General features: G+C 63.7%; 23 protein-coding genes, 1 pseudogene and 1 riboswitch. Of the genes and pseudogenes, 15 read left to right on the top strand and 9 right to left on the bottom strand.

Annotated features, from left to right (window positions below):
• Positions 1-200: 200 nt before the first annotated feature.
• The 11 genes and pseudogenes from ACIPZ5_RS10795 to ACIPZ5_RS10745 form a co-directional block, all read left to right on the top strand.
• Positions 201-1,001, top strand: a pseudogene (locus ACIPZ5_RS10795) (cache domain-containing protein); the annotation flags it as partial.
• A gap of 138 nt (positions 1,002-1,139) precedes the next feature.
• A complete protein-coding gene (locus tag ACIPZ5_RS10790; protein WP_400808621.1) occupies positions 1,140-1,874 on the top strand; it encodes a methyl-accepting chemotaxis protein in 735 nt (244 codons plus the stop codon).
• Positions 1,875-1,996: 122 nt separating this feature from the next.
• Entirely contained in the window at positions 1,997-2,563 is a 567-nt protein-coding gene (pnuC, locus tag ACIPZ5_RS10785; RefSeq protein WP_261940091.1) for a nicotinamide riboside transporter PnuC, read from the top strand.
• Complete coding sequence (locus ACIPZ5_RS10780; RefSeq protein WP_400808484.1) at positions 2,560-3,111, top strand: AAA family ATPase; 552 nt, start codon at positions 2,560-2,562, stop codon at positions 3,109-3,111. The genes pnuC and ACIPZ5_RS10780 overlap by 4 nt, the downstream gene beginning before the upstream one ends.
• Positions 3,112-3,409: 298 nt before the next feature.
• Complete coding sequence (locus tag ACIPZ5_RS10775) at positions 3,410-3,841, top strand: hypothetical protein (protein ID WP_261940093.1); 432 nt, start codon at positions 3,410-3,412, stop codon at positions 3,839-3,841.
• A gap of 1 nt (position 3,842) precedes the next feature.
• Entirely contained in the window at positions 3,843-4,421 is a 579-nt protein-coding gene (locus ACIPZ5_RS10770) for an adhesin (RefSeq protein ID WP_261940094.1), read from the top strand.
• Positions 4,422-4,473: 52 nt separating this feature from the next.
• On the top strand, positions 4,474-5,964 hold the full coding sequence (locus ACIPZ5_RS10765; protein ID WP_400808480.1) for a heme utilization protein: 1,491 nt from the start codon (positions 4,474-4,476) through the stop codon (positions 5,962-5,964).
• 68 nt (positions 5,965-6,032) lie between these two features.
• Positions 6,033-6,713 carry a C39 family peptidase gene (locus ACIPZ5_RS10760; RefSeq protein WP_400808477.1) on the top strand — a complete coding sequence of 227 codons (681 nt, stop codon included), beginning with the start codon at positions 6,033-6,035 and terminating at the stop codon, positions 6,711-6,713.
• A 44-nt stretch (positions 6,714-6,757) separates the two neighbouring features.
• A complete protein-coding gene (locus ACIPZ5_RS10755) occupies positions 6,758-7,504 on the top strand; it encodes a hypothetical protein (protein WP_400808475.1) in 747 nt (248 codons plus the stop codon).
• 47 nt (positions 7,505-7,551) lie between these two features.
• A complete protein-coding gene (locus tag ACIPZ5_RS10750; RefSeq protein WP_400808472.1) occupies positions 7,552-8,832 on the top strand; it encodes a hypothetical protein in 1,281 nt (426 codons plus the stop codon).
• Between the two features lie 122 nt (positions 8,833-8,954).
• Positions 8,955-11,156: an LTA synthase family protein gene (locus ACIPZ5_RS10745; protein WP_400808470.1), complete on the top strand. Its 2,202-nt coding sequence runs from the start codon at positions 8,955-8,957 to the stop codon at positions 11,154-11,156.
• On the opposite strand, the gene ACIPZ5_RS10740 is transcribed toward ACIPZ5_RS10745, so the two are convergent.
• Positions 11,157-12,482, bottom strand: coding sequence for a sigma-54 dependent transcriptional regulator (locus ACIPZ5_RS10740; protein ID WP_261940100.1), 1,326 nt, complete (start codon positions 12,480-12,482; stop codon positions 11,157-11,159).
• Between the two features lie 344 nt (positions 12,483-12,826).
• On the opposite strand from ACIPZ5_RS10740, the gene ACIPZ5_RS10735 reads away from it, so the two are divergent.
• Positions 12,827-13,093: a hypothetical protein gene (locus ACIPZ5_RS10735; RefSeq protein WP_400808468.1), complete on the top strand. Its 267-nt coding sequence runs from the start codon at positions 12,827-12,829 to the stop codon at positions 13,091-13,093.
• Positions 13,094-13,209: 116 nt separating this feature from the next.
• On the opposite strand, the gene ACIPZ5_RS10730 is transcribed toward ACIPZ5_RS10735, so the two are convergent.
• Genes ACIPZ5_RS10730 through cobW form a run of 4 tightly spaced genes read right to left on the bottom strand, consistent with a single transcriptional unit; the run spans position 13,210 to position 19,716 of the window.
• On the bottom strand, positions 13,210-13,842 hold the full coding sequence (locus ACIPZ5_RS10730; RefSeq protein ID WP_400808465.1) for a VWA domain-containing protein: 633 nt from the start codon (positions 13,840-13,842) through the stop codon (positions 13,210-13,212).
• A gap of 35 nt (positions 13,843-13,877) precedes the next feature.
• Complete coding sequence (locus ACIPZ5_RS10725; protein WP_400808463.1) at positions 13,878-14,882, bottom strand: ATP-binding protein; 1,005 nt, start codon at positions 14,880-14,882, stop codon at positions 13,878-13,880.
• A gap of 1 nt (position 14,883) precedes the next feature.
• Entirely contained in the window at positions 14,884-18,645 is a 3,762-nt protein-coding gene (cobN, locus tag ACIPZ5_RS10720) for a cobaltochelatase subunit CobN (protein WP_400808461.1), read from the bottom strand.
• Positions 18,646-18,648: 3 nt separating this feature from the next.
• Entirely contained in the window at positions 18,649-19,716 is a 1,068-nt protein-coding gene (gene cobW / locus ACIPZ5_RS10715) for a cobalamin biosynthesis protein CobW (RefSeq protein ID WP_400808459.1), read from the bottom strand.
• 99 nt (positions 19,717-19,815) lie between these two features.
• A riboswitch (cobalamin riboswitch) is annotated at positions 19,816-20,023 on the bottom strand.
• Positions 20,024-20,730: 707 nt separating this feature from the next.
• Here cobW and ACIPZ5_RS10710 point away from each other — a divergent pair.
• The 3 genes from ACIPZ5_RS10710 to ACIPZ5_RS10700 all read left to right on the top strand — a co-directional run bounded on the left by ACIPZ5_RS10710 (position 20,731) and on the right by ACIPZ5_RS10700 (position 22,666).
• A complete protein-coding gene (locus ACIPZ5_RS10710) occupies positions 20,731-21,645 on the top strand; it encodes a LysR substrate-binding domain-containing protein (RefSeq protein ID WP_400808620.1) in 915 nt (304 codons plus the stop codon).
• A 342-nt stretch (positions 21,646-21,987) separates the two neighbouring features.
• Positions 21,988-22,230 carry a hypothetical protein gene (locus tag ACIPZ5_RS10705; RefSeq protein WP_400808456.1) on the top strand — a complete coding sequence of 81 codons (243 nt, stop codon included), beginning with the start codon at positions 21,988-21,990 and terminating at the stop codon, positions 22,228-22,230.
• Between the two features lie 166 nt (positions 22,231-22,396).
• Positions 22,397-22,666 (top strand): DUF3077 domain-containing protein, encoded by a 270-nt coding sequence (locus ACIPZ5_RS10700; RefSeq protein ID WP_400808454.1) that lies wholly within the window; start codon positions 22,397-22,399, stop codon positions 22,664-22,666.
• Between the two features lie 218 nt (positions 22,667-22,884).
• Here the strand turns inward: ACIPZ5_RS10700 and madM are convergent, their stop codons facing one another.
• Genes madM through ACIPZ5_RS10680 form a run of 4 tightly spaced genes read right to left on the bottom strand, consistent with a single transcriptional unit; the run spans position 22,885 to position 25,666 of the window.
• The gene (madM, locus tag ACIPZ5_RS10695) at positions 22,885-23,649 is read right to left on the bottom strand and encodes a malonate transporter subunit MadM (RefSeq protein ID WP_099814062.1); all 765 of its coding nucleotides are present in this window, start codon (positions 23,647-23,649) and stop codon (positions 22,885-22,887) included.
• Positions 23,650-23,651: 2 nt separating this feature from the next.
• Positions 23,652-24,074, bottom strand: a complete 423-nt coding sequence (gene madL / locus ACIPZ5_RS10690) for a malonate transporter subunit MadL (protein WP_261940106.1) — start codon at positions 24,072-24,074, stop codon at positions 23,652-23,654.
• A gap of 60 nt (positions 24,075-24,134) precedes the next feature.
• Positions 24,135-25,055: a malonate decarboxylase subunit epsilon gene (mdcH, locus tag ACIPZ5_RS10685; protein ID WP_400808450.1), complete on the bottom strand. Its 921-nt coding sequence runs from the start codon at positions 25,053-25,055 to the stop codon at positions 24,135-24,137.
• A complete protein-coding gene (locus ACIPZ5_RS10680; protein ID WP_400808447.1) occupies positions 25,052-25,666 on the bottom strand; it encodes a malonate decarboxylase holo-ACP synthase in 615 nt (204 codons plus the stop codon). Before ACIPZ5_RS10680 ends, mdcH begins: the two co-directional genes overlap by 4 nt.

Here is a 25,666-nt window from a genome sequence, read left to right as displayed (position 1 = left end):
CCGCACGCGGCGCGGCCTTTTTACAGCGACTTCTGGGACCGGCGCCAGTGGAAAAGTTCAGCCTGGCTAAAGGTTTCATCTTGCCCGGCCGAAATCCTATCAAAGCGGCATGGCAAAGGCTCGTGCGGCCTGTGGCAGAGTAGCCAATAACTAGCACTTAGCCATTAGTCGAGTGCCTGCCGCCTGCAAAGCATGCTTGGATGCAGCTTAATAAAAAGAACAATGCGGGAGTGGATTCGATGAAGGCATTGCGGTCAATGTCGATCAGCCGGCGTCTGTGGCTGATTCTGGTGGTTGCGGTGGGCATGCTGGCGGTGCTCGGTTTGCTGATGCTGCGCCAGATCCATGGCGACCTGTACCAGGCCAAGGCGGAAAAGACCCGCCACGTGGTACAGACCGCCGCTGGCGTGCTGGCCTACTACCAGGGCCTGGAGGCTGCCGGCACGCTCAGCCGCGAAGCGGCCCAGCAACAGGCCCTGCAAGTGGTGCGGGCGCTACGCTACGACCAGAACGACTATTTCTGGATCAACGACCTGGGGCCGAAGATGATCATGCATCCGGCCAACCCCAAACTCGACGGCCAGGACCTCTCTGCGATCCGCGATCCGGACGGTTTCGCCGTGTTCAACGAAATGGTCGCCCTCGCCCGCAGCCAGGGCGCCGGCCCGGTCGACTACCGCTGGCCCAAGCCTGGGGCCAGCGAGCCGGTAGCCAAAACCTCCTATATCCAGCTGTTCAAGCCTTGGGGCTGGATCATCGGCTCCGGCGTCTATGTCGACGATGTACAGGCTGAATTCGCCCGCCAACTGCGTGATGCTTCACTGGTCGGCCTGGCCATCGCCGTGCTGATGGCGCTGGTGGTCATGCTCATCGCCCGCAGCATTGCCCGCCCGTTGCAGGAAGCCGTGCAAGCCATGGGCAACATCGCCAGCGGCGAAAGCGACCTTAGCCGGCGCCTGGACACCCACGGCCACGACGAGATCACCCACCTGGGCCAGCACTTCAACCAGTTCAACGGCAAGCTGCAGGGGGTGGTCAGCCAACTCCAGGGCGCAGCCCACGCCCTGGCGCAGTCGGCCGGGCACGTCGGCGACAATGCTGGCGCCGCACAGCAGCACAGCGCCCAACAGTCGCTGCAGATGGACCAGGTGGCGACAGCGGTCAACGAAGTCACCTATGCCGTGCAGGATGTGGCCAAGACCGCCGAACAGGCCGCCACGGAGATGCGCGCCGCGCAGCAGCAGGTCGAGCACGGCCAGCAGGCCATTCACGGCAGCCTGCAGCAGATCGACCGCCTCTCGGTGACCATTGAGCAGGCGGTGCAGGTAATCCGCGAACTGGCTGGGCACAGCACCAAGATTGGCGGGGTACTGGAGGTGATCCGCGCCATCGCCGAGCAGACCAACCTGCTCGCCCTCAACGCCGCCATCGAAGCCGCTCGCGCCGGTGAACAGGGCCGCGGCTTCGCCGTGGTTGCCGACGAGGTGCGCCTGCTGGCGCAACGCACCGCGCAGTCGACTGCCGAAATCCACACCATGATCGAGCACCTGCAAGGCCAGTCCGATGCTGCGGTCAAAGCCATCGACACCAGCAGCGAGGCCTCGCGCCAGACCGTGCAGCAAGCCCGCGAGGCCGGCGCCAGCCTGGATGCCATCAGCCAGGCGCTGCACAGCCTCACCGCCCTCAACGCCTCGATCGCCAGTGCCACCTTGCAGCAGTCGCATGTGGTCGAGGAAATCAACCGCAATGTGCTGGACACCGCCGGGCTGTCGCAACAAACCGCCGACGCCGCACGCCAGTCCAGCGACGCCGGCATGGCCCTGGGCCGGCTCAGCGAGGAGCTTGAACAACTGTTGCGCCAGTTCCGGGTCTGAACCGGCCGTGATCACTGGCCCCCGCGCCGCCAAGCCGGCGCATGGGCCGGTGCAGGTTGCGCGCTACACCTCCTGCCCTGCACAGGCTACAATCGCCGCCCTTTGCCAACCAAGGATCGCCGATGTCCGGCCTCGAACTCATCGCCGCCGTGCTCGGCGTGACCGCCGTGTGGCTCACCGTCAAACAGAACGCCTGGTGCTGGCCGATTGGCCTGGTCATGGTGCTCATCTATGGCTGGCTGTTCTACGAGGTGAAGCTTTACTCGGGCATGCTGTTGCAGTTGGCCTACGCCGTGCTGCAGCTGTACGGCTGGTGGCAGTGGAAACGCCCGGATCGGGTAGAGGACGCTCGCCAGGTCTCGCGCCTGCCAGTACGCTCGCTGCTCGGCGGCTTGGCGGCTGGGCTGCTGCTGAGCGTGGCACTGGGTGCGGCGATGGCCGGCTGGACCGATGCCGCCCTGCCCTGGCTGGATGCCACGCTGACCGGCTTCAGCCTGGTCGCGCAACTGTGGATGGCGCAGAAGCGCGTGCAGTGCTGGCCGCTGTGGATCGTGGTGGATGTGGTCTATGTCGGCCAGTACCTGCACCAACAGCTGTACTTCACGGCCGGTTTCTTTGCCGTGTTGACCCTTATCGCAGTGCGCGGCTGGCTGGAATGGCGCCGTGACCCTGCGCTGGTGCACCCATGAAGGTCCTAGTCCTGTGCGGCCCCGAGTCCAGCGGCAAAAGCTGGCTAAGCGGTGAAATCCAGGCGCATTTCGGCGGTATCGTGGTGGCCGAATACGTGCGCCACTTCATCGACCAGGAGTGCCGCGACACCTGCTATGCCGATATTCCCACCATCGCCCGCGGCCAGTTGGCCTGGGAAGACCAGGCCCGCCAGCAGGCTCCCGAACTGCTGATTCTCGATACCCACCTGCTCAGCAACATGCTGTGGAGTCACGCCCTGTTCGGTGCTTGCCCACCCTGGCTGGAACAGGCTTTGCTTGCCCGCCGATACGACCTGCACCTGCTGCTCAGTCCACAAGGGGTGGGCTGGGTCGCCGATGGTCAGCGCAGCCAGCCGGACCTGGCCGACCGCCAGGTGTTCTTCGAGGACAGCCGCCGCTGGCTGGAGCGCCATGGGCAACCGCTGCAGATCATCGAAGGCGACTGGCCGCAGCGCAGCGCAACGGCCCTGCTTGCCGTGCAGCGCCTGTTGGCAGGCAAAACCCCGGTTTGCCCAACCGAGTGTTAATCCCATGACACACCCAGGTGAGGCCAAGCCCCCGTTTCTGTGGGCTCACATCCAATTGCGGGGGGCAGTGTCAAGGTTATGAAACATTCGTTGAAAAGCCCCTTCGAGTAACGCAAATGCTGGGCCAAACGCCGATTCATTGAAAATTTGTCTCAGCGCTGATACAGCAAATTCACAGTTGGTTCAGACAGTGCGTCCAACGCTCTGATTTAAAAGAAATATCCAAAAACGGCACGGCTTTCGCTCTCCTCCTTCGCAACGCTGAACAAGACCAGCGCATCAAGAAGGAGTAGCCGTCATGGGGAAACTGGATAAAGGCATTTTTCGCCTGCTGCTGGTCGGTTGTGCACTGGGTTCGGCGCTGCCCGTACACGCCGACAACGGCATCATCGTAATCACCCGCGATGTGCAACCGCGCATGGCCATTCGAGCGCCGCTGGCGCCCGACCCCTACCCTACCACCGCCAACGCCAACCCCTCCGCGCAAGTCCTCAAGCAGACCAACGAACTGAGCGACGGCGATTTTGCCAGCATCACCAGCGGCACGGGGATTTCCTCGCTGGTCACCCAGCAGACCGACAACCTGGGCGGCCACATCGGTAACCAGACGCAATTGGCGAACCAGGCTGCCGGCCGTGGCACAGGCTCAGGCAACGGTATTTCCAACATGGTCAACTCAAGCGTCCAGCGCGGTCTTGCCCCACTGCAGATCCTCACGGGAGGCAAATGACATGAGGCAGACGCTGTTCATCCTGGCCCTGCTGGGCAGTGCCACGGCCCTGGCGCAGTCACCGGTTCCGGTGATCAACGACGCCAACATCGACAGTTCCGGCGCGCAGTACCAAGGCAACTTCAGCGTCAACCAGGCCGCCGGTGATGGCCAGCAACAAGCCAACGCCCGGGCGCTCGCCACAGGCCACGAGGCCACTGCAACCACGCTGATCCGTCAGCGCCAGTTGTCCATCGTCGACCCCAACATGGGCGCCAGTGCCAGCATCCAGGGCAACGCCTTCAGCCATGGCAGCGGCGCTCTGGGCGTCAACCAGAGTGCGGGCGCTGCCACCCAGCAGGCCAATGCCCTGCGCATCAGCATCAGTACACAACCGCAAAGCATCGATGACAGCGTCCTTCTGCAACAGAACGTGGCGCTGATCAACAGCTCCGATCCATCTGATACCTCACCCGGCTATCGCCACGTCACCACCGGTGACCAGGCATTCACCGGTAGCCGCGGGGTCATCCAGCTGAATCAGAGCGCCGGGGTGGGTAACCAGACGGCAAACACCCTGAGCGTACGGGTCGCGAACTGACCCAGCAGGTAACAGGTAAGAACAACACTTAACCTAAAGACGGAGAAACACCATGAAACCCTCGATGGCAATCAAGCCTCTGGTTTTCGCAATTGCTGCGGTCATGGCTGTTGCTGCACAAGCGGATCAGAACAATCGTCGTGGTCACGACAACCACAATAACCACCACCGGCAAATGGACAGGGCTGTTTTCACCAGCGCCTCTGCTGAAGCGACTGACTCGCAAAGAAGCACCGGCAATACCATCTACAACGAAGGCACCGTCAACGAAGCTGAAATGAGCAGCTCGGGTGCCGGTGCCAGCGGCAACGTGGGCGTGAACGTGGCGGCCGGTAACGGCAACCAGCAGGACAACGCCGCGGCCATCGCCAACACGTCGTCCGACAATGCCGACATCGACAACAGCTTCGTCTTCGGCACCGCCACTGCGAACGCTGAAGTGACCCAGCGCAGCAACAACAACACCGTCAACAACTGGGCGACCCGCAGCTCCGCCGTCATGAGCGGCTCGGCCGACGGCAGCAGCGGCAACATTGGTATCAACATTGCTGGCGGCGACCTGAACCAGCAGAAAAATACCATGGCGATCGCCAACAACGCCGCGCCTATCGGTAACTCCAGCGCTACGGCTTCGGCCGACCAGAACGGCCCTGGCCTGACGGTGAACAACCGTGCCGACCGGACCTACACCATCGATACGCTGAGCCTGACCGTTTCCAAGAGCGGTTCGGCCTCGCGCAGCGGTTCGTTCGATGCCAGTGTCGACAAGAGCTCCAGCTCGAGCTGGAGCGCGTCGGGCAGCAAGAGCGCCAGTGCCAGCGGCAGCAAGAGCAGCAGCGCCAGCGGTTCAACCAGCATGACCGCCAGCGGCTCCAACAGCAGCAGCTCCAGCGGCAGCAACAGCATGAGCGCCAGCGGTTCCAACAACTACGCAGCAAACGGCAGCGCCAGCAACAACCACAGCTCGTCGTCCAATACCACGGTTAGCGCATCGCTCGATGCCAGTGCCAATGGCAGTGCATCGTCGTCGCAAACCTTCGGCAACTTCACTCGCTCGCGCAGCTCCGACTTCGACGCATCGCTCAGTGCATCGCTGGATGCCTCGATCGACAAGTCCCACGAGTCGGCCAGCAACTCGTCGTTCGACAAGTCGTTCAGCTCGTCCTTCGACAAGGCCTACGATTCTTCGTATGACCGTAGCCATGACTCGTCCTATGACAAGTCTCGTAATACCTCGTACGAGAAGGCCAACCAGTCGGCATGGGAAAAAGCCAGCGCCTCGGCCTACGAGAAAGCCGGCGAGAAAGCTTCGCAATCGTCGGACAGCATCTCGAAGAGCTTCAGCGAGTCTAGCGAGTATGCCCTGAGCAACACCGTGTCGTGGCAAGTGCTGACCCCGACCGGCTGGGCCAACCCTGTGACCAACACCGCCACCCTGAGTGGTTCGGTGAACGGTGGCAGCGGCAACCTGGGCGTGAACGTGGCAGCCGGTGTAGGCAACCAGCAAAGCAACTCGCTGGCCATCTCCAACACCTCGATGTAACAACGGCGGTCTGGAGGCTCCCTTCGGGGAGCCTCTTTCTAACAAGAAAAAGGCAGGGGGCGTCGAACATGCGCATTATCGCCTTGGCATTTCTGCTGTGCATCGCCAGTGTCGGCGAAGCCTCGCAGATGCCGTTGTCCGTGCTGCCAGGTGGTGCAGTGATCTACAAACCGGTCCAGAGCATCCGCGAACGCAAGTTCGCCGACCTGGTCCAGCAGAAAACCGACTTCAGCTGTGGCGCGGCATCCCTGGCGACCATTCTGCGCCAGGCCTACTGGCTGGACGTGGATGAAAACCAGGTGATCGAGGGCATGCTGGCCCACGCCGACCAGGACCTGGTACGTACCCAGGGCTTCTCCATGCTCGACATGAAGCACTACGTGGAAAGCCTGGGCATGCGTGCACGCGGCTACAAGGTAGCCCCCGACACGCTGCAAAGCATCCGCATTCCCGTGGTCGTGCTGATGGATATCCGCGGCTACAAGCACTTTGTGGTGATGCAGAAGGTCGACAGAGGCTGGGTGTATATCGGTGATCCGGTACTGGGACACAAACGCTTCAAGCTCGACGATTTCATCAAAGGCTGGAACGGCATCATCTTCGCCGTCATTGGCAAGGGCTACGACAAGAACAACATCCTGCTCGACCCGCCGCTACCGTTGAGCGCCAGAAACCGCGTCAGCAATTTCACGCCGGTGCCGGATGCAGAGCTGATGGACTTCGGTTTCATTCAAAGCGACTTCTTCTAATGACTTTCTTAACGACGTAGGGCAAGACGCTCCGGGAGAACCCCATGAAGACTTCCCTCTGGCTGGCAGTGGTTTGCCTGGCCGCCAGCCTGCCAACCCAGGCAGAAACGTTCAAGCCGATCGAATTGAAAGACCAGGAACTGGCCGGCCTGCGTGGGCGTTATGTGATGCCAGGGCGGATCGTGAGCTTTGGCGTGGTCATGACCAGCACCTGGCAGAACGCCAACGGCGAAGTGATTGGCGCGACATCGGCGATGCAGATCCAGCAATCGACCATCAAGCCACAGTTCTATGTCTCGATGATCGATGAAAAGGGCACCGGCAGCGCGCAGACTCGCAGCACCGGCACCGGCACCGTCAGCGGCGGTAGCGGCCTCAACACGACCCAGGGCGTGACCCAGGTGGTACGTGCGGCGGGTGACTTCAACGCGGCCAACAACAATGTCGACATCAACGTCACCAAGGGCAACGAGGCGCCATCCGGGCAACCCCAGGGCCAGGCCCTGGCGGCTGGCTCCACCCTGGTGGGGAGCAATGGCGCGGGCTCGTTGAGTGTGTCGTCGACCAGCAGTGGCGTGCAGATGAATATCGTCGCCAACGGCAACCAAGGTAATTCAATGCAAAGCCTGGGCCAGGGCGGACTGATGCAGAACACCACCCTGCTGGGCGCCAGCAACCGTGTCAGCAACCTGACATCCCTCAATGTCGTGCTGCGCGACAATGCGCCGATGGCCGGATCCGTGGGTGCCAATCTCGAACAACTCAAAGGCATTCGCAATCTCGGATACTGATCTACGCTCAAGTCTCATCGTATGTAGTCAGAAGGGACGGCTAATCCATGCACCGTTTGTTGACGTTCAGAGCTATCGTTTGCATTACCACACTGGCCCCGGCCACTCTGCTACAGGCGGCAACCGACCCACAGGTCGAAGCACTCAAACAGGAACTGATTGCGCTGAAACAGCGCTACGAAGCCCAACAGAACGCACTGATGGTGCTGGAACAGCGGCTCAAGCAGGTCGAGGAGGCCCCCGCCCAGCCAGCACCGAAACGCCTGACCAAGTCCCCAGCACAGGGGGTAAAAGGTGGCCAGACCGTTGCCACCGGTACGCCGGGCAGCAGTGGCGCTTCTTACGGGCAGTCACTGCAGGACAACTCGGAACCGGCGCAGAGCGTGTCCAACCTGTATGACGAAGCGAGCGGTTTCTTCGGTGGCGGCAAGTTCAGCGTCGAAACCGGGCTCACCTACACCCACTACGACACCCGCGCCCTGGTGCTCAACGGGTTTCTGGCGCTGGACTCGATCTTCCTCGGCAACATCAACATCGACCGCATCAAGGCAGACAACTGGACCCTGGACCTGACGGCGCGCTACAACGTCGACCAACGTTGGCAGTTCGACATCAACGTGCCCATCGTCTACCGCGACTCCACCTACTCGTCAGGTGGTGCAGGCGGGGCCGCCGGGACCACGTCCGACGCATCGGTTACCCGCGACCCGACCATCGGCGACGTCAACTTCGGCATCGCCTACAAGTTCCTCGACGAGTCGGAGAGCTGGCCAGATGCCGTCGCCACCTTGCGCGTGAAGGCGCCAACCGGCAAAGACCCCTACGGCATCAAGCTGCAACAGGTGGCGGGCAACGACAACCTGTCGGTGCCCGAGGACCTGCCGACCGGCAACGGTGTCTGGGCCATCACGCCTGGCATCTCGCTGGTCAAGACCTTCGACCCGGCCGTGCTGTTCGGCAGCCTGTCGTACACCTACAACATGCAGGACTCGTTCAGCGACATCAGCCCGCAGGTGAACACCAAGGTGCCGGGTGACGTGAAACTCGGTGATTCCTGGCAGATCGGCGGCGGTATTGCCTTCGCCCTCAACGAGAAAATGAGCATGTCGTTCTCGGTCACCGACCAGTTCGCCCGCAAGAGCAAGATCAAGCCCGACGGCGGCGACTGGCAATCGATCACCAACAGCGACTATAACGCGGCCAACTTCAACGTCGGCCTGACCTTTGCAGCCTCCAACAACCTGACGATCGTGCCGAACTTGTCGATTGGCCTGACAGATGATGCGCCGGACTTTTCCTTCAGCCTGAAGTTCCCGTATTACTTCTGACAGCCGGGGCGCATCGCGCCCCCAATTGGTTACCAACCTTGTAGCCAACGGCTTTCCTGGTATCGGCCTGTTATCATCGCGCACAAATATGTGACGATTTCATGGCAAGAAGGAAAGTTTTCGTGAAGAACCTGCAAGGCCCGCCACGCACCCGGCTACTCGCCCTGATTACCCTGGTGCTGGTGATCCCTCTGGTCGTGCGCGCCCTGTTGGGTTGGTCCAACCCTTATGGCTACCTGTCGGACCTGGCGTTGGGCTGCCTGCTGGTGCTGCTGTTGCAGCGCCGCCCGTGGTGGCTGGCGCTGCCGGTTCTGCTGGCCTGGGCCACCCTGTGGGTAGCTTCGGCCGAACTGGTCAGCGCCGTTGGCAGGCTGCCGAACAGTGCCGACCTGGGCTACCTGTTCGACCCGCAGTTCATGGAAAACTCCACCGGTGGCGGTCTGGCCCATGCCTGGCTGCCCGTGTTGCTGGCGGGCGGCCTGCTGGTCTGGCTGGGCAGCGCCTGGCACAGCCGCAGGCAACCCGGAGCGAAATTCGCGCGCAAGGCCTGGGCTATCCCGGCGCTGCTGTTCGCTGCCCACTGGGGCAGCCAGCACCTGGCGCCCAGCGAAGCCGACCAATGGCGCCAATACAACCTGACCCATCAGTTGCTGTCTGCCGCCGCCGGCGACCTGCAACGTCACGTCCAGCACTGGGCGGGCCACGCCCCCACGGTCACGCCACTGCCAAGCGCTGGCCTGACCCAACATGACTTGAGCGGGCAAAAGTTGCTGACAGCGCCAGGCCAGGCCCGCAACCTGCTGGTGATCACCCTCGAAGGCATCCCCGGCGCCTATGTGCGCCCCAACCGCCAGGCCCTGCACAGCCGTTTCGATGAAGACCTGATGCCCAGGCTCAGCCAGTGGGCTGAACGCGGCATGAACACCCCGGACTATGTGTTGCACACGCACCAGACCATCCGCGGCCTGTATGCGATGCTGTGCGGCGACTACGACAAGCTCGCCAACGGCACGCCCAAAGGGGTCGAGCTGCTCACCCAGCACCAGCGCAACCAGGCCTGCCTGCCGGCACAGCTGCGTCAGGCCGGCTTCACCACTCACTACCTGCAAGGCGCAGGCCTGCGCTTCATGGCCAAGGACCGGATCATGCCGCATATCGGCTTCGACTCGGTGCACGGGCTGGAGTGGTTCAGCAACAAGAACTACCTGGAATTCCCGTGGGGCAAGGATGATCGGGCGTTCTTCGAAGGGGCCCTGGATTATGTCGGCCAGCTGCGCCAGCAGGGTCGCCCCTGGATGCTCACCCTGCTGACCGTAGGCACGCACCAGCCCTACTCCGCCCCCGAAGACTACCTGCAGCGTTACGACACCGCCAAGCAGGCAGCGGTCGCCTACCTCGATGATGCAATCGGTGCGTTCCTCGACAACCTCGAGCGCCAGGGCGTACTCAAGGACACGCTGGTGGTGGTCACCTCGGACGAATCCCACGGTATCGATGGCGTACGCCTGGCCTCGTCCTGGGGCTTCAACCTGACCCTGGCACCGGAACAGGCACAACTGCCGCGCATCAAGAACGGCACCTACGGCCACATCGACCTGGCCACCTCCCTGCTCGACTACTTTGCCCTGCCGATCCCGGTCGCCCTCGGTGGGCGTTCGCTGTACCGCGATTACGACAACGGCCGGGAGATGATTTCCTACACCAACGGCATGCTGCGCTACCACGATGGCAAGGGCGTCTTCACCGAATGCGACTTCCAGCAGCGCTGCCGGCGCTACGACAGCCCAGGTTTCATCGCCGACCAGGCCAGGTACCTCGGCCCCGGCGACAGCACCCTCGGCGCACAGATCGGTGCGCTGGCCGGGGTGCTCGACCAGTCTCTGCTGCAAACACCGCTGAACCTGCGTTACCAGTTCGGTAGCCCCTCCGCCATTCAATTGCAGGCGCGCATCCGCGACGACTGGGCAGACAACCTGATCGGCGCCCAGTACCTGGAAATGCCCGAAGGCTCGCACACCCGTGTGCGGGTCAAGGTACGGGCGCTGGACCCGCAGCACGCAGCCTATATCCAGCTCAAGGCCAAGGAGCTGGAGCAGGATGTGCCGCTGGGGTTGCCCGAAGAGATCCGGGTGACAACCGACGAACCGCTGGAGATGGAATTCGGCTTCGATAACCCTACCGTGCGCAAGGCATTCTCCTTCCACTTGCTCGGTTATGGCGGCGGTGAAGTCGAGATCAGTGATTTCAGCGTGATTACCGCGCTACCAGGCGAAGAAGAGCCGTTGGATGACCTGTCTGACGGGCATATCGCTCAATCCAGCTGATCAGCGAATCTGGTGCTTGTGCAGCAGCCGGTAGAACGTCGGCCTCGATACCCCAAGCACCTTCGCGGCAATGCTCATGTTGTTGCTGTGGCGGTCCAGCACATCGCACAGCGCCTGGCGCTCAGCCCGGTGCTTGTAGTCTTCGAGGGTGCCCAGCGGCTGCTCTTCCTGCTCCAGGCCCTGCAGGCCAAGGTCCTGGGCCTCGATCTGGCGCCCTTCGGCCAACACCAGGCCACGCCTTACCCGGTTGGCCAGCTCACGGACATTGCCCGGCCAGTTGTGGCGCCCCATTGCTGCCAGCGCATGGTCACTGAATGACCGTGGCCTGCGGCCGGTTTCCAGGCTGTAGAAGTGCGAAAAGTGGTTGGCCAGCATCGACAGGTCGCCATGCCGGTCACGCAGTGGGGCAGTCACCACCTGCAGCACGTTCAGCCGGTAGTACAGGTCTTCGCGAAAGCGCCCCTGTTCGATGGCTTTTTCCAGGTCCATGTGGGTTGCCGCCAGTACCCGCACGTCGACCGGTATCGGCTGGCTTCCACCCACCCGCTCGATGTGCTTTTCCTGGAGGAATCGCAGCAAATTGGCCTGCAACTCCAGGGGCAGGTCGCCAATTTCGTCGAGGAACAAGGTGCCGCCATGAGCCGCCTCGATCCGCCCCACCTTGCGCTGGTGGGCACCGGTAAAGGCACCTTTCTCGTGCCCGAACAACTCGGACTGGATCAGGTTTTCAGGGATCGCCCCGCAGTTTATGGCGATGAACGGCATTTCGCTGCGCTGTGATTGGCGGTGCAAGGTGCGCGCCACCAGCTCCTTGCCCGTGCCGCTCTCACCGCGGATAAGGACAGGGGATTCGGTCGGTGCCAGCTTGCCGAGCAATTTGCGCAATTCCAGGATCGGCCGGCTGTCACCGAGCAGTTCATGTTCCAGCCCATCCACCCTCACCGCGCCCTTGCCACGCAGGCGGGCCATGCCGAACGCCCGCCCCAGGGTCACCAGCACGCGGGAAAAGTCGAATGGCAAGGTATGAAAATCGAAAAACCACTCACAGACAAAGTCACCGACATTCTGCATGCGCAACTGCTCGGCGTTGAGCACGGCAATCCACTCGGTATTGCTGCGCTTGATCATGTCCTTGACCGCGTCCGGGTGCCGCAGGTGTGATGCCTGCAGGCGCAGCAGGCCGATATCGCATCGGTGCTCCAGGGCCAGGTCCAGCCCACAGCTGTGAACCTCCCAGCCGGCACTCTCCAGGCCGGGTAACAGACGGTGGCAATCGTCGCAGGGATCGACGATGAGCAAGCGACGCAGAGCGGCAGTCTCGTGCATGACCGTTCCTTGGCGCCAATTGTTGGTTTTTTACGTGAAAACAGTAAGTTGCGGCGCCGAATTAACAGTAGCAACGAACTTGACGCTACCCACGACCGTCTGTCTGCCCGATTCTGCCGGGCCGGAGCCGTTCGGGAATTTTTCATATTTATTGGCGTCACAGCCGGCGCTGGAAACAAAAAATCTGTAACCGGCAAAAAAATTTACATTACCTGTGTGACTCCACCCCTAACTTGGAGCATCAGTACGAATAACCCCGCGCTGCGGATCGCGATAAAACCTGAAGCGACGTAGCAGTTAAGCGGACCTTATTTCGATGTTTGGGACCATAGAGAGACCGAACCATGAATGCCCCGCTCCGTGTCAACGAAGCTCTGCTGATTGCCGACCACGCGTTCGAACCGTTCCAGTGCGTTGCCTGGGATGCGCCCAACGGTACCGGTGAACTGAGCCTTGCGGTCATCGACCGGACCAACACCCGCATTGGCAGCAAGCAAGTGTCGTCGCGTATCTATTCGGACCCTGCACAATGGGCCAGCCTGATCGAAGAAGTGCGTGCCGAACTGTGCCAGAAGGGTTACGACCTGCAGCCTTGGTCGATGCCCACATAATATCGCTGCGCCCCTGCAAGTGCGTGCCTGGCACGCACTTGAACAACTTTTTCAATGGCCTGCCAGGCAACTTTCATTATTGCGACAAAGTGTCGCGCCAATCCTTTCCACTGCCCTCACACCAATACCTTGAATAGCTCAAGATGCTGATACTCGGCCCGTAGCTCAGTGGCCAACTGTTGTGCCCGCCCCAGGCGAACCGGTGCCAATTCCATGTCCACCAATACAGTGGCGCAAGGTAGCGGTTGCACGGCAGGCCAGCGCTGCAGGCGACCATCGGTGAATACCAGGCAGCGCTGCAATTCATGAGGGTGGGCTTTGTGCCGGGCCTGCAGCCAGCGCCGAGCCTGTTCAAGCGCCGCGATCAAAGGCGTGCCACCGCCAGCCCCCAGCGCCTGCAACCAGGGCTGCAGGCTTGCCGACGCCTTGAGCCCATGACGCTGCCATTGCGGTACACCACCGCTGGCGGTCAGCAAGGCAAGACGTGCGCGTTGCCGATAGGCCTGGTCGAACAGCTCTGCCAGCAGGCCTTTGCACTGCGCCAGCGCCTGATGGCGCCGGGTCGAAGCCGAGGCGTCAACGATGACCAGCCACAATTCGTTGGCCTGGGCCTGGCGCTGCTGCCAGCAAAGGTCCCGGCGCAGCTTCGGGCGCCCCTTGAGCAAGGTCGGCAGCCAGGCCACCCGGCCCGAGGATGCCTCACGGGCGCGGCCACGACTGGCACCGGCCAGGTTACCAACCCGGGGCATGGCATCCGCCATCTTCAAACCTGATTGACGGATGCTCAGGGCTTTTTTGCCCAGTTCGGCACCTCTCGCCGTGCGCCGCTGCTGACGGGCTGCGCCGGCAGCGCGCCCCAGTCGCCCTGCCCGCCTTCGCTCGGCCGGTCGCGCCCATCCGCTGCAGCTGGCGGCGGCGCAGAGGCTGGCGCATCAGGCGCCGTGCGGCGGCGATGGCGCAAGGCAAACTCCGCCACGGCGTCGACATCACCTTCCTCGATCGCCTGCCCGCCACGCCAGGCACAATGGGCACGGGCGGCGCGCAGCCAGACCAGGTCGGCACGCAGGCCATCAACGCCGGCAGCAAAGCAGCGCTCGGTGATCCAGGCCAGGGCCTGATCATCCAGGGCGATCGCCGCCAGCCCTTGGCGCGCCGCCTGGCAGCGTTCGCGCAGTTGCGCCTGGGCGCTGGCCCACTGCTCACAGAACGCCTGCGGGTCGCTGTCGAAGGCCAGCCGCCTGCGAATGATCTGCTGACGTGCCTCAGGGGCTGGCAGGCCTTCGAGCGCCACATTCAGGCCGAAGCGGTCGAGCAACTGCGGTCGCAACTCGCCTTCCTCGGGGTTCATGGTGCCGATCAGGACGAAACGGGCACTGTGCCGATGGGAAATACCATCGCGCTCGATGCGGTTGGTGCCACTGGCGGCCACATCCAGCAACAGGTCAACCAAGGTGTCAGGCAGCAGGTTGACTTCATCGACATACAGCACACCACCATCGGCATGAGCCAGCACACCGGGAGAAAACTGCGCCTTGCCCTGGCCGAGTGCGGCATCCAGGTCCAGTGTGCCGACCAGGCGCTCTTCGCTGGCACCCAGCGGCAAGGTCACGAACGGGCCCTCGCCCAAAAGGTCGGCCAGGCCGCGGGCCAGGGTGCTCTTGGCCATGCCACGCGGGCCTTCGATGAGCACGCCACCGATCTTAGGGTCGATGGCGGTCAGGCACAGGGCCAGCTTGAGGTCGTCGGCACCGACCACGGCAGCCAGCGGAAATTGCACGGGTTCACTCATTTCAAGCCTGTTCCTCGCCGTCGAGCAACTGCGCCTCAAGGGCCTCGCGGTAGTCACCGGGGGCTTCCCAGAGCCCACGCTGCTGGGCTTCCAGCAAGCGTTCGGTGAGGTCACGCAGGGCCTCGGGGTTGTGCTCGCGCATGAAGTCGCGAGTCGCCGGGTCGAGCACATAGGCATCAGCCAGCGACTGGTAGTGATGGTCATCAATCAGATGCGTGGTGGCGTCGAAGGCAAACAGGTTGTCGACCGTCGCTGCCAGTTCGAACGCACCCTTGTAGCCATGGCGTTTCGCCCCGTCGATCCATTTCGGGTTCAGCGCCCGGGCACGGATCACGCGGTTGAGTTCTTCCTTCAGGGTGCGGATCCGCGGCCGGTCGACCTGGCTGTGGTCGCCGTGGTAACTGGCCACTGCCCCGCCGGACAAGGTCTCCGACGCCGCCAGCATGCCACCCTGGAACTGATAGTAATCATTGGAATCGAGCAGGTCGTGCTCGTGGTTGTCCTGGTTCTGCAACACCGCCTGCACCTGGCCCAGGCGCCGGGCGAACTGGGCACGCGCCGGCGTGCCCTCGTCGCTGGCACCGTAGGCGTAACCGCCATGGTTGAGGTACACCTCGGCGAGGTCGTCGCGGATGTGCCACAGGCGACCATCGATGGCATTCTGCACGCCGGCACCATAGGCACCAGGCTTGGCCCCGAACACCCGCCAGCCGGCCTGGCGCGCCGCCTGCTCGGCATCCACGCCCTGTGCCTGCAGGCTGGCGCGTTCGTGACGCACCCGCGCGGCCAGGGGGTTGAGGTCGTCCGGCTCGTCCAGTGCCGCCACCGCCTGCACCGCAGCGTCGAACAGGCGGATCAGGTTGCCGAAGGCATCGCGAAAGAAACCCGACACACGCAGCGTCACGTCCACCCGCGGGCGATCAAGCAGGCTCAGCGGCAGGATCTCGAAGTCGTCGACGCGCTGACTGCCGGTGGCCCAAACCGGGCGCACGCCCATCAACGCCATGGCCTGGGCGATGTCATCCCCCCCCGTGCGCATGGTCGCCGTGCCCCACACCGACAGGCCCAGCTGGCGCAGGTGGTCGCCATGGTCCTGCAGGTGCCGTTCGAGGATCAGGTTGGCCGAGGCGAACCCCAGCCGCCAGGCCGTGGTGGTTGGCAGGTTGCGCACGTCCACGGTGTAGAAGTTGCGCCCGGTCGGCAATACATCCAGGCGACCCCGGCTGGGGGCACCGCTGGGGCCAGCCGGCACGAAGCGCCCGGCCAGCGCGGCAAGCAGGCCGTTGATTTCTGCCGCGCCGCACGCATCCAGATCAGGCGCTACCTGCTCACGCAGGGCTGTTACCACATCGTGCACCGGCTGCCATTCGGGCTGCTCGGGCAACTGCACCTGCCCCTGCAGCGCCTGCTCGATGATGCGCAACGCCAGCAACTCAAGGCGCTCGCGGGTATCGCCACAGGTGCGCCACGCGCCTTCGCTCACGGCTTGCAACAGCGCCGGACGCGGGCCTGACCAGGCTTCACCGAGGTCGCAATCGAGGGGGTCGAAGCCCAGCGCCAGTGCCTTGGCCAGTGTGCGCAACAGGCTGGCATTGCCACCGCGGCCATCGCCACGCTCCACGCGCAGCAAGGCCAGCAAGGTATCGATGCGCAGGCGTGCCTGCGGCGACTGGCCGAAGACATGCAGGCCATCGCGAATCTGCGATTCCTTGAGGTCGCAGAGGTAAGTGTCCAGGCGCGGCAGCCACACCGCGGCATCGTCCAGTTGGCCTTCCAACTGCAACTCACGATCGATGTGGTTGGCCTTGACCAGCTCGAGAATGTCGCGCTGCAGCTCACGTGCGCGGCGTGGGTCGAGCAACTGGGCTTCGTAGAATTCGTCCGCCAGCTGCTCCAGGTGACGCAGGGGACCATAGGTTTCGGCGCGGGTCAGCGGCGGCATCAGGTGATCGATGATCACCGCCTGGGTGCGGCGCTTGGCCTGGGCACCTTCGCCTGGGTCGTTGACGATGAACGGATAGATGTTCGGCAACGGGCCGAGCAGCGCGTCCGGCCAGCATTGTGCGGACAGGCCGACGCCCTTGCCGGGCAGCCATTCCAGGTTGCCGTGCTTGCCGACGTGGATGACGGCATCGACGGCAAAGGCATGACGCAGCCAGAAGTGAAACGCCAGGTAACCATGCGGCGGCACCAGGTCAGGGTCGTGGTATACCGCGCTGGGGTCGACCTGATAACCTCGCGCCGGCTGGATGCCGACGAAGGTCAGGCCAAAGCGCAGGCCGGCCACCATCAGGCGACCAGCGCGGTACATCGGGTCCTGCTCGGGCGGCCCCCAGCGCTCCAGCACAGCCTGGCGGTTGGCCTCGGGCAGGCGTTCGAACGCCGCCTGATAATCCGCCAGGCTCAGGCTCTGGGCGCAGGGGCGCTGGTCGAGGTGCTCGAGGTCGTTGGTCACCCCACCGAGCAACTGGTGAATCAATTGCGTGCCGCTGCCTGGCAGTTGCGCGAGCGGATAGCCCTCGGCCTGCAGTGCCTCGAGAATATTCAGGGCTGCCGCCGGGGTGTCCAGGCCGACCCCATTGCCAATCCGGCCATCGCGGGTCGGGTAGTTGGCCAGCACCAGGGCCACACGCTTCTGCCCATTGGGCAGGCGCGCCAGCTCGACCCAGCGCCGTGCCAGCTCGGCGACAAAATCCATGCGTTCGGGGTGAGCGCGGTAGCAGACCACGTCGGACTGGCTGCGCTCGCTGCGCCAGGCCATGTCCTTGAAGCTCACCGGGCGGGTGATGATGCGCCCGTCCAGTTCCGGCAAGGCGATGTGCATGGCCAGGTCGCGGGCACCGAGGCCCTGCTCGCTGGCTTCCCAGCCGGGCTGGTTGTCCTGTGCGCAGATGGCCTGCAGCACCGGGATATCCCGGCGAAACGGCCGCAAGTTGGGGCGCTCTGGGCTGGACAGGGCAAAGCCGGTGGTGTTGATCAACACCTCGGCGCCCACTTCGTCCAGCCAGGCCTCGACCTGCTCCAGGCAGGCGCTTTCCTTGAGGCTGGCCACCGCGATGGGCAGTGGGTTGAGCCCGGCCGCCTGCAAGCGCTCGCAGAACACGTCGATGAAGGCGGTGTTGGCGGCCTGCAGGTGCGAGCGATAGAACAGCAACGGGGCTACTGGGTATTCGCTGTGCCACTGGCTGTACCAGTCCTCGAGCAGCGCACCGGGTTTGCCCGGGTGATACACCGACGTGCGCGGCAAAGGCTGCGGTTCGTCCCAGCTGTAATCGCGCCCCAGCCACTGGTTGGCCAGGCATTTGAACAGGTTGACGGCATTGCTTTTGCCGCCCTGGCGCAGGTAGTGCCAGAGCCGCTCGGCCGCCTCGCCGGTGACTGTGCCCAGGTCGGTCAATTCCGGGTCAGGGCGATCATCGCCGGGCACCAGGATCAGCTGCACACCGCGCGCGGCCAGTTCGACCAGCTGCTCGACGCCGTAGCGCCAGTAGCCGACGCCGCCGTGCAGCGACACCAGGATCACCTTGGCATGGCGCAGCACCTCGTCCACATACAGGTCAACCGAAGCATGGTTCTGCACCTGCATCGGGTTGGCCAGGCGCAGGCTGGGGAAGTCGGCCGGCAGTTGCTCGGCGGTTTCGGCGAGCAATGCCAGGTGCGAATCGCCGCTGCAGAGAATCACCAGCTCGGCGGGTGTCTGGCCGAGGTCGGCGATGCTGTCGTCCGGCACGAAGCCGCCGGGCTGGGTCCGCAGCAGGTGCATGGGTCAGGCGCCCAGGGCCTGGCGCAGGCGCATTTCCAGTTGCGCGGCATCGAGGTCCTGGCCAATCAGTACCAGGCGGGTGATGCGTGGCTCGTCGGCGCGCCAGGCGCGGTCGAAGTGCTTGTCGAAACGGGTGCCCACGCCCTGCACCAGCAGGCGCATCGGCTTGCCTGGGATGGCCGCGAAGCCTTTGGCGCGCAGGATGCCGAACTCCACCACCAGCTGGGTCAGGGCATCGAGCAGCAGGCTTTCGTCGGCTTCGGGCAGGTCGATGGAGATCGAGTCGAAGGCGTCGTGGTCATGATCGTCATGATCGTCGCCGTCATGGTGGGAATCGTGGTGGGTGCGGCGGCCGTCGATGTGCGCCTCGGACTCTGCACCCACGCCCAGCAACACCTCCAGCGGCAGCCGGCCGCTGCTGGCCTCGATCACCTTGACCGCAGGCGGCAGCTCTTCGGCCACTTCGGCACGGACCTTGGCCAGGCCTTCGGCGTCGATCAGGTCGGCCTTGTTCAGCACCACCAGGTCGGCGCTGGCCAGCTGATCGGCGAACAGTTCGTGCAGCGGCGATTCGTGGTCCAGATTAGGGTCGAGCTTGCGTTGCGCGTCGACCTGCTCCGGGTAGGCGGCGAAGGTGCCGGCGGCCACGGCCGGGCTGTCGACCACGGTAATGACCGCGTCAACGGTGCAGGCGTTGCGGATTTCCGGCCACTGGAAGGCTTGCACCAGCGGCTTGGGCAGTGCCAGGCCACTGGTTTCGATGAGGATATGATCGAGGTCGCCGCGGCGTGCGACCAGTTCGCGCATCACCGGGAAGAACTCTTCCTGCACGGTGCAGCACAGGCAGCCGTTGGCCAGTTCATAGACGCGGCCGCTGGCTTCTTCCTCGGTGCAGCCGATGCTGCATTGCTTGAGGATTTCGCCGTCGATGCCAAGCTCGCCGAATTCGTTGACGATGACCGCGATACGGCGGCCCTGGGCGTTGTCGAGCATGTGGCGGAGCAAGGTGGTCTTGCCCGAGCCGAGGAAGCCGGTAACGATGGTGACGGGGAGCTTGGCCAGTGTTTTCATGTCGCGTTGCCCTTGGCAGGTTGGCGCGGGCACACGGGACGAAAGCCGCAGGCCAGGCCGGCCGGGCTCGTTCGCCACCGGATCACCCCGCCCGGTTGAAAGTCGAAATCGTCTCGAGGCAGGTCTCCTGGCTTGCACCGTTCCAGCTCTTTGCAAGAGGCTGGCGGGATGACGCCTTCCCGCGCGTTGGCGCAGTGGCTGTGTCGATCCGTTATGGGTGCCTACAGTTGCGGGGGCAGCCGCGGCTTGAACCGCGTTCCCGTCTTAGCTTCGGCCTGGCCGAAGAACCTCGAAGTCGCAAGGCTACGCGGGGGGTGGCGGGGGGTCAACTGTTGCCTGGCAGGTGTTTGCCGAAAGTGTTGCAGCGCCTATGAGATCGAGCGCCGCCCGCGCGGCGCATCGCGGATAAATCCGCTCCTACGGTTTGTTTCGGGCCAATCCCTCCTGGAGGTCACCGCTGTCCGCCTTGGTTGTCCCATTCATAATCGAATGGTGTCGCTGCTGCCGCTCCACCTATCTCCGGCCATGCGCCAAGGGTGCGCGCGCCAATGGCGCAGGAATTACTGGCCCGAAACAGATGTAGGAGCGGATTTATCCGCGATGCGCCGCGCGGGCGGCGCTCGATTTGTGCATCACCAAAAAACTCAAGTCAGACACCCCAAAGCCCACACCTCCAGGCCACCACGTCCCTGCCACAACATCTTCACCGCCTGTGAGATCGAGCGCCGCCCGCGCGGCGCATCGCGGATAAATCCGCTCCTACAGTTTGTTTCGGGCCAATCCCTCCTGTGAGGTCACCGCTGTCCGCCTTGTTTGCCCCATTCATAATCGAATGGTGTCGCTGCTGCCGCTCCACCTATCTCCGGCCATGCGCCAAGGGTGCGCGGGCTTCTGTACAGGCTCGCGCAACCTCGCGCAGTTGCGCCGGGCACGCTTGCTGCCGAGCCACCTGCCACCGCCATGAGGCCTGTTGCTGTGGCATGATCAGTGCCCCCTTCCCGCTGGCGCATCGGCATGCTGATCGACGAAGAACTGACCCTGAAAAAGCTCGAAACCTTCCTCGCCTTCATGCGCAGCGGCAACCTCGGCCGCGCCGCCGCTGAACTGTCCACCAGCGCGGTCAGCGTGCACCGCGCCATCCACTCCCTGGAAAGCGCCCTTCGCTGCCCGCTGTTCAAGCACGAAGGCCGCCAGTTGATCCCGCTGGAAAGCGCCTACGTGCTGGAAAAGAAAGCCCGCCAACTGATCCAGGACGCCGAGCAGATGGTGCGCCAGACCCGCGAAGCCGCCGGTTTCTATGCCGAGCGCTTCCGCCTCGGCGCGTTGTATTCGCTGACCGTCAAAACCGTGCCAAAGCTGGTGATGGGCCTGAAGCTGCGGCGCAGCGAGCTGAACATCGACCTGACCCTGGGCTCGAACGTCGACCTGCTGCAACGCCTGAAGAACCACGAGCTGGAAGCCATCCTGGTGTCATTGGACGAGAGCGTGGCCGACCCGGCCTGCGAACAGCTACCGCTGTTCTCCGACGACATCTTCCTCGCCGTGCCGACCGATTCACCGTTCGCCGAGCAGCAGGAAGTGGACCTGGCCGACCTGGCCGACTCCACCTTCATCACCCTGACCCAGGGCTTCGCCACCCACCGTGATGGCGCACGGGTGTTCCAGCAGGCGGGGTTCGAGCCCAAGGTGGCGATGCAGGTGAACGACATCTTCACCCTGCTGAGCATGGTCAGTTCCGGAGTGGGGTTCGCCCTGCTGCCGGGGCGGATCGCAGCGGTGTACGAGAACCGCGTGAAGCTGATTGCGCTGCAGGCGCGCTATCGCTTGCAGCAGCATATCGGGGTGGTGTTCCTCAAGGCCCGGGAGCGGGAGCCGAATTTGTTGGCGTTGTTGGCTGAGTGCCGGATGTATAGTCGACAAGTTGAGTAAACTCTCCGCCTCAAACGTTACATGCTGTTACGCCTAGCCGGTGAAAAAATCAGATTTAGTCCCTTCCTCGTAGGACGTTTCCCAAAGATACTGCCGACGCCCATTTTTCGTTGCACATGCTCAATGTGGATTCTAGTCTCGGCCGGTCGCTGCCAATTCAGCGATCGGTTTTGACAGACCGTCGATTGTTGTCCGTGTGCACACGCTTATGGCGGCTGTACGTGCGGGCACATTATTGTGCGCCGAGTGCCAACAATCTCGGTCTGTCAACCCGCGTACAGCTGCCACCCTCCCGTTTGACAGCGAGGTGGATCGCAGCTCAACCATTGTTGAAGCGTAAGCATGCTGAAGATAGTTCCAGACCCACCCCATATTCTCCACTCCCTCGAAGACACGCTGATGATGGCGGCTGACTACGCACTTTGTGCGGAAGTCGTTGCCCAGCAGGCTATGTTGATGCAGCCCAAGTCACCCGTGTCGCTGTTGATCATGACCTCAATGCACGAGCTCGAAACCCTGCGCAAATTGCTCGAATCAGCGCTGGTTCAAATTCAAAAGCCAGCCGATCCGCAGACGCTGCATTAATCCGCATCATGACTTGCCTGGCCTGACGCTTTCGTAGGCTAACGCCCTCGCACAGCACCAAGCCTGAGGTTGTAGACGACCCTTAGGCGTGAGGTGAACCTGTGGGATCCCGGCTTGCCGGCGATAGGGCCAGCCCAGGCAGTTACAACTTCAGGGAGATCAACCAATGGCCACAGAAGAAACCAAATTCACAGTCGGCAAAACAACCTTCTACCAAGGTGAAAACCAGTCCCATCCCCTCTTCCGCATCGAACCCGGCATCCCTTGCCAAAGCGCCCGCGAACAGGCCTCTGAACTGATGGGCTACGTCCGCGACCTGACCATCGACGGCCTGATGGAAGACAAACCCCAGCTGCTCTGGGCCTCACACTATCTCAGCGCCCTGGCCAAGGCACTACTCGATGATGCCGAACTGGGCATGATGAAGACGCCTTGAATCTCAGGATTATCACCAGCTTCCAGGCATGCGCTGTACCTGTGGGAGACGCGCTTGCCGGCGATGGGCCGCGAAGCGGCCCCGGCGATATTTGCAACAACCTTGAAGTCTTGGGGCCGATTTGCGGCCCATCGCCGCGGTTCGTCGCCACGACAAGCGCGGCTCCCACAGGGCTGGATCGCGCCAGCTTTGAACATTTAGCCGCGATGAGGCCAGTACTAGCCAACCAATCCCCTGACGCAGAAATACAGCACTGAAGGTCCCATCAAGCACCCAAGCCCAGTATGGAAGGTCGCTGTCAGCGCACCATAGGGCACCAACCTGCGATCCGTCGCCGCCAGCCCGGCTGTAACACCCGACACCGTCCCCGCCAACCCGCCAAACACCATCGCCGAGCGCGGGTTGTCCAACGCCAGCAGCCGCGCCGAAACCGGCGTGAATACCATCACCAGGATCGCCTTGATCAAGCCGGTGGCAATCGACAGTGCCACCACATCCGAACTCGCCCCCAGCGCCGCCCCGGTCACCGGCCCGACGATATAGGTCACCGCCCCGGCACCGATGGTGGTCATGCTCACCGCATCCCGGTAGCCAAAGGCGTAGGCCACCGCGCAACCGACGATGAACGGCAGCACCGTCCCCAGCAGCAGCGACACCGCACCAATCAGCCCGGCCTTGCGCGCTTCGGTGGCCTGCACCTCGAAGGCCGTGGCGACGATGGCGAAGTCGCGCAGCATGGCCCCGCCCATCAAGCCGATGCCGGAGAACAGCGCCATGTCGGCCAGGCCCTTCTGCCCGCCGGTCACGGTGCCACCCACCCAGGCCAGCACCAGGCCGATGACGATGGCGATGGCCGAGCCGTGAACCCGGCCAAAGGTCAGGTACTTCGACAGCAGCACCGACAACCACATGATCCCGCCGACCACCGCAAAGGCAGTGATCAGGCCATTGTGCTCCAAGGCATTGTCAATGATCGGCCACATGATCAGCGCCCTCCTGCAGGGGCGACCTGCGCATTGGAGACTTCTGGCGCATCAGGCGCCGGCAAGGGCTCGCCGCGATGGCTACGGCTGATCACGGCAATGGTCAGCCCGCACACCAGCACCGCACCGATCGCCGCCAGCACTGCCACCGGCCCGCCGTGCAGTGCGGTGACCACGTTCTGCTGGGCGGCCATGGCCACCACCACCGGGATGTACATGGCGCCCCAGAAGCCGACGCCGAACTCGCACTCCTTGCTCATGCCACCCTTGCGGTGCATGTACAGCCGTGCGCAGATCAGCAGGATCATGGCGATGCCAACCCCGCCCACATTGGATTTGACGCCCAGCAGCACGCCCAGGAAGTCGCCGACGATTACGCCGGCCAGCGTGCATACCGCCAGCAGAGCCACACCATAGATGATCATTGTTGTTGTCCTCAGCTTGAGTCGAAGTTGCTTGTTGTTGTTCTTCGAGTTGCAGCGCCGTCATCGGTTGTCGGCCACCTCCTGGCGCAACAGCGCATCGACGGTGTCCCAGCGGGTGGCTTCGAGGGCAACCACCCTGCCCTGTTCGAACACTGGGCGGGCCAGGCCGCTGAGCACGCTGCCCGGCGGCATCTCCAGGTGCAGACGCACGCCGCGTTCATAGGCGTTGCGCAACGTAGCACGCCAGTCGACCAGCCTGGCCATGTTGCCGGCCAGGTCATCGCGCAGGCGTTGCGGGTCGAAGATCGGCCGCGCACAGCTGCCACTCAGGTAGCTGATGCGCGGGCGGCGCAGCTCGACGCTGGCAAAGGCTGCGGCCAGTTCGGCAGCCGGGCCGTCGAGCAATGAGCAGTGCGACGGCACGCTCACCGCCAGGCGCCGGGCCACACCCTGGCCGCGAGCACGCGCCTTGGCGGCGACCGCGGCCATGGCGGTGTCGCTACCCGCGATGACGATTTGGTTATCGCTGTTGAGGTTGGCCAGGTACACCTCACCGCCCACTTCAGCCAGCAAGCGTTCAACACTGCTCAGGTCGAGGCCGCTGAGGGCGGTCATGCCGTAGCCCTGGGGGTAGGCCCGCTGCATCAGTTCGCCCCGCAGCGCCACCAGGCGCAGCGCATCGGCGAACGCCAGTGCCCCGGCGGTGACGGCGGCCGGATAAGCGCCGATAGACAGCCCGGCCACATAATCCGGTGCCGGGCTGCGCTGCAGCAGCCATTGCGCCCAGGCCACCCCGGCCAGCAGCAGGCAGAGCTGCACGGCACGGGTCGACTGCAACGCCTGGGCACTGTCCAGCGCCAGTACCTGTTCGCGCAGCACATCACTGGCCTCCTCCAGCAGCAATGAGCCGCCCTCAGGCAGGTGCTGCAGCATCCCTGGCTGTTGCGCGCCCTGGCCTGGGAAAGCGAACAGGCTGCTCACGCTGCGCACTCCAGCGCGTTCCAGGGGTCAGCGACAAGGCGTGCGCCGTGGGCCGATTTGAGCAAGACCCGGCGCGCCACGCCGGCCCACTCGCGCAGGGCCACCGCGCCCGCCGGTGTCTCCAGCTGCACATCGATACGGCACGGGCCGCAATCGAGGATATCCAGCAGCTCGTGTGCTTTTGCCCGCGTCATGATGAGTGGCGTGCGCACCAGCAGATCGAGGTCACTGGCGCGATGCACGACCTCGCAGCCGGTGGCCAACTGGTAACCCACACTGCCCGTCGGCCCCCAAGCCAGCCCGCAAGCATCGAGCACGGGCGTCACCGAGGCCAGCGCCTGCAGGGCTGGCCAGGGATTCTGCGCCGCCCAGCGCAGTGCCTCTGGGCGCACTTGCCGCTGGATATCCCGCAAGCGCATCAGCACGCCCAGGCGCTGTTCCCGCCCCTGCCCGCGCACGCCTACCGCCACCCAGCCGGGGGCGCAGGCGGCACGTCGCACCACCACCGGCTGCCCGGCAGCCAGTGCCTGCACGGCCCAGGCAGGCGCATCGGCAGGCAGCTCGGCTGCGGGCATGCCCCAAAGCAGGTCATGTGGCTGCGGCAGGTTCAT

The sequence above is a fragment of the Pseudomonas sp. NPDC089428 genome (assembly GCF_044749325.1).
Lineage (GTDB): Bacteria > Pseudomonadota > Gammaproteobacteria > Pseudomonadales > Pseudomonadaceae > Aquipseudomonas.
This window is presented reverse-complemented; position numbering and strand designations above follow the sequence as displayed.

Excerpts from the sequence above, each read along its gene's own strand:
- ACIPZ5_RS10790 (WP_400808621.1), top strand. The coding sequence starts at position 1,140 with ATGGACCAGGTGGCGACAGCGGTCAACGAAGTCACCTATGCCGTGCAG.
- pnuC (WP_261940091.1), top strand. The coding sequence starts at position 1,997 with ATGTCCGGCCTCGAACTCATCGCCGCCGTGCTCGGCGTGACCGCCGTG.
- ACIPZ5_RS10780 (WP_400808484.1), top strand. The coding sequence starts at position 2,560 with ATGAAGGTCCTAGTCCTGTGCGGCCCCGAGTCCAGCGGCAAAAGCTGG.
- ACIPZ5_RS10775 (WP_261940093.1), top strand. The coding sequence starts at position 3,410 with ATGGGGAAACTGGATAAAGGCATTTTTCGCCTGCTGCTGGTCGGTTGT.
- ACIPZ5_RS10770 (WP_261940094.1), top strand. The coding sequence starts at position 3,843 with ATGAGGCAGACGCTGTTCATCCTGGCCCTGCTGGGCAGTGCCACGGCC.
- ACIPZ5_RS10765 (WP_400808480.1), top strand. The coding sequence starts at position 4,474 with ATGAAACCCTCGATGGCAATCAAGCCTCTGGTTTTCGCAATTGCTGCG.
- ACIPZ5_RS10760 (WP_400808477.1), top strand. The coding sequence starts at position 6,033 with ATGCGCATTATCGCCTTGGCATTTCTGCTGTGCATCGCCAGTGTCGGC.
- ACIPZ5_RS10755 (WP_400808475.1), top strand. The coding sequence starts at position 6,758 with ATGAAGACTTCCCTCTGGCTGGCAGTGGTTTGCCTGGCCGCCAGCCTG.
- ACIPZ5_RS10750 (WP_400808472.1), top strand. The coding sequence starts at position 7,552 with ATGCACCGTTTGTTGACGTTCAGAGCTATCGTTTGCATTACCACACTG.
- ACIPZ5_RS10740 (WP_261940100.1), bottom strand. The coding sequence starts at position 12,482 with ATGCACGAGACTGCCGCTCTGCGTCGCTTGCTCATCGTCGATCCCTGC.
- ACIPZ5_RS10735 (WP_400808468.1), top strand. The coding sequence starts at position 12,827 with ATGAATGCCCCGCTCCGTGTCAACGAAGCTCTGCTGATTGCCGACCAC.
- ACIPZ5_RS10730 (WP_400808465.1), bottom strand. The coding sequence starts at position 13,842 with ATGCCCCGGGTTGGTAACCTGGCCGGTGCCAGTCGTGGCCGCGCCCGT.
- ACIPZ5_RS10725 (WP_400808463.1), bottom strand. The coding sequence starts at position 14,882 with ATGAGTGAACCCGTGCAATTTCCGCTGGCTGCCGTGGTCGGTGCCGAC.
- cobN (WP_400808461.1), bottom strand. The coding sequence starts at position 18,645 with ATGCACCTGCTGCGGACCCAGCCCGGCGGCTTCGTGCCGGACGACAGC.
- cobW (WP_400808459.1), bottom strand. The coding sequence starts at position 19,716 with ATGAAAACACTGGCCAAGCTCCCCGTCACCATCGTTACCGGCTTCCTC.
- ACIPZ5_RS10710 (WP_400808620.1), top strand. The coding sequence starts at position 20,731 with ATGCTGATCGACGAAGAACTGACCCTGAAAAAGCTCGAAACCTTCCTC.
- ACIPZ5_RS10705 (WP_400808456.1), top strand. The coding sequence starts at position 21,988 with ATGCTGAAGATAGTTCCAGACCCACCCCATATTCTCCACTCCCTCGAA.
- ACIPZ5_RS10700 (WP_400808454.1), top strand. The coding sequence starts at position 22,397 with ATGGCCACAGAAGAAACCAAATTCACAGTCGGCAAAACAACCTTCTAC.
- madM (WP_099814062.1), bottom strand. The coding sequence starts at position 23,649 with ATGTGGCCGATCATTGACAATGCCTTGGAGCACAATGGCCTGATCACT.
- madL (WP_261940106.1), bottom strand. The coding sequence starts at position 24,074 with ATGATCATCTATGGTGTGGCTCTGCTGGCGGTATGCACGCTGGCCGGC.
- ACIPZ5_RS10680 (WP_400808447.1), bottom strand. The coding sequence starts at position 25,666 with ATGAACCTGCCGCAGCCACATGACCTGCTTTGGGGCATGCCCGCAGCC.